This is a genomic window from Nitratidesulfovibrio oxamicus, assembly GCF_015731765.1.
Lineage (GTDB): Bacteria > Desulfobacterota > Desulfovibrionia > Desulfovibrionales > Desulfovibrionaceae > Cupidesulfovibrio > Cupidesulfovibrio oxamicus.
On sequence record NZ_VRYY01000353.1, the window covers coordinates 1 to 2706 of the forward strand.

At 69.0% G+C, this 2706-nt stretch carries 3 protein-coding genes and 1 pseudogene; all 4 read right to left on the minus strand.

Annotated elements, in window-relative coordinates; genetic code table 11:
- A partial coding sequence (locus tag FVW20_RS11980) for an HAD-IC family P-type ATPase (protein ID WP_196609797.1) occupies positions 1-860 on the minus strand: 860 nt, incomplete at its 3' end.
- Positions 861-1046: 186 nt separating this feature from the next.
- A complete protein-coding gene (locus tag FVW20_RS11985) occupies positions 1047-1859 on the minus strand; it encodes a ZIP family metal transporter (protein ID WP_196609798.1) in 813 nt (270 codons plus the stop codon).
- 200 nt (positions 1860-2059) lie between these two features.
- Entirely contained in the window at positions 2060-2356 is a 297-nt protein-coding gene (locus tag FVW20_RS11990; RefSeq protein ID WP_196609799.1) for a SemiSWEET family sugar transporter, read from the minus strand.
- Between the two features lie 43 nt (positions 2357-2399).
- Positions 2400-2706 (minus strand): annotated as a pseudogene (locus tag FVW20_RS11995) (FUSC family protein); the annotation flags it as partial.

Below are 2706 nucleotides of genomic sequence, written 5' to 3' on the forward strand. Positions count from 1 at the left end.
GTGGGCGCGGCCATGAGCAGGGCGCAGGGGCACCCGGCGATGAGCACGGCCACAGCGCGCGCCGATTCGCCGGAAACGGCCCATGCCGCGGCGGCGCAGGCCAGCACCACCGGGGTGAACCACTGGGCGTACTTGTCCACCAGGCGGGCCGCCCTGGGATTGTGGGCCTCCGCCTCTTCCACCAGGCGCACCACCTTGCCGATGGTGGTGTCCTCGCCCACGCGCTGCGCCTCTACCACGATGACGCCGTTGTAGTTCATGGTGCCCGCCAGCACCTTGTCGCCCGTGGTGCACGAGCGGGGCAGCGGCTCGCCGGTGATGGAGGATTCGTCCACGGCAGTGATGCCGGACAGGACCACCGCGTCAACGGGAATGCGTTCGCCGGGGCGCACGCGCAACTGCTGGCCCACGCGCACTTCGGCGGCGGGCACGGTGCGCTCGCGGCCACCCGGCTCGATGATGGTGGCGGTGTCCGGCGTGACGGCGGCCAGTGCCTTGATGGACCGCCGGGCCGCATCGCTCAGGAAGCCTTCCACCAGAGAACCGGCCTTCATGATGCAGGCCACGATGGCGGCGGACAGGTATTCGCCCTGCGCCACCGAGGCGATGAGGGCGATGGACACCAGTTCGTCCACGTTGACCTGCTTTTCCATCAGGCCTTCCACCGCGCCCTTGACGATGGGCAGGCCGTTGATGGCGGCCCCGGTCAGGGCCAGGGCGGCGGCCAGCCACGCGGGCGCGCCGGAAAGCGATGCGACCCATGAGACGGCGGCCAGCACGCCGCCCAGCAGGCAGAGCAGGGTTTCTCGGGAAGAAATCAGTTCGCGGTAGGAGCCGGGGCAGGCGAAGCGTCCGATCACGGGGTGTGCCTCCAGAATGTTTGACGGTCAAACTTCTTTATTGCCAAGATAGTTTGACCGTCAAGGTATTTTCCGGAGCACGCGCATGGCGCTGGAATACAAGGCGAACGCAGGATGGCTACGGTTGCAGGGAGACGGGGGCATGCCCCGCCGATGCGGCAGGACCGCCTTGCTGTCCCGCCGGAGCTACCCCAAGGCCACGTCCAGGGTCATCATCAGGGTGAACCCGGCAATGACCCCCATGGTGGACAGGTCACCGTAGCCGGAGCCCTGCGATTCGGGGATGACTTCCTCCACCACCACGAAGATCATGGCCCCGGCGGCAAAGGCCAGCGCGTACGGCAACAGCGGCTGTGCCCACAGCACCGCCGCCGCGCCGATGACGGCGGCGATGGGTTCGACCATGCCCGAGGCCTGTCCGAACATGAACGCCTTCATGCGTGAAAAGCCCTCGCGCCGCAGCGGCACGGACACCGCCGTGCCCTCGGGAAAGTTCTGGATGCCGATGCCCAGCGCAAGGGCCATGGCCCCGGCCAGCGATGCCGAGGGCAGGTCCGCCGCCACGGCGCCGAAGGCCACGCCCACGGCCAGCCCCTCCGGAATGTTGTGCAGGGTGATGGCCGTCACCAGCAGGGTGGAGCGCTGCCACGTGCTGGGCAGCCCTTCGGCGTGTTCGATGGGGTTGTGCAGGTGCAGGTGGGGCAGCAGCATGTCCACCAGCCGCAGGAACAGGGCCCCCAGCACGAAACCCACGGCGGCGGGCACGAACGACCAGCGGCCCAGGTGCTCGGACATCTCCAGCGCCGGGGCCAGCAGCGACCAGAAGCTGGCGGCGATCATCACGCCGGCGGCAAAGCCCAGCATGACGTCCAGCGCCTTGCGCGAAAAGCTTTTGGTCAGAAACACCAGGGCCGCGCCCAGCGCGGTGACCCCCCAGGTGAACAACCCGGCGAGAAAGGCCTGCATGACGGGGGAAAGTTCCGTGAAGGCGGTGTACATGTCCGGTCTCCGGATGGGGTGAGGGAAGTCGGCCGGAAGGCTTCGATACCCCCGAGTATACCCGGAAACGGCACGCCGTCCACTGGTGCCGGCGGGGTGAGGCGTGCGCGCGGGGTAACGCGCAGCGATGAAGGATGCGGCGCGGCTGGCAAGGCTGGGTTGCCCCCGCCAGGTTCTTGTGCGGGCCTGTTCCGTGCCGCCTATGCCCGCCGGGAATAGCGCAGCTTCAGCCAGATCACGGCCAGGATCAGCGTCAGGCCCACGGCGTTGGCGGCCATGACCGGCCATGAGCCGATGCCGATGCCGTAGACCAGCCACAGCGAAACGCCCACGGCCAGCAATCGGAAGGTGGGCAGCGAGATGTCGTCGGCGGAACGGGTGCGGGCAATGCGCACCACCTGGGGCAGGTAGGCCAGCGAGGTCAGCAGGCCCGCCGCGTAGCCGATGATCTCGAACAGTGTGGACAGTGCGGCGGAGTCGGCGGTGGGTGCGGGCATGGGGCCTCCGTGGCGGGGGCGGTGCAAAAGGGTGTGCCGCGGGCTACGGCGTGGCGGGGCCGTTGTCCGAGCCGGAGGGTTCTCCCTCGTTCCCGGCCATGCGTGCGGCCAGCCCCTTCACGTCCTCTGCCAATTGGCGCAGGGCGTAGTAGAAGGCATAGAACTGGGTCAGCATGGCCAGGTCGAAGCGCCTGGTGGCTCCGGCTTCGCGCAGGGCGAGCAGGCGTTCGTCCGCGCGGGTCATGGCCGCGCCCAGCAGGGCCGCGGGCGATGCGGAAGGCTCGGTGGCGGCATCGTGTCCGCTTTCCGGCTGCAACCCCAGGGCCGACCGCAACCCGGCCAGCGTGCCG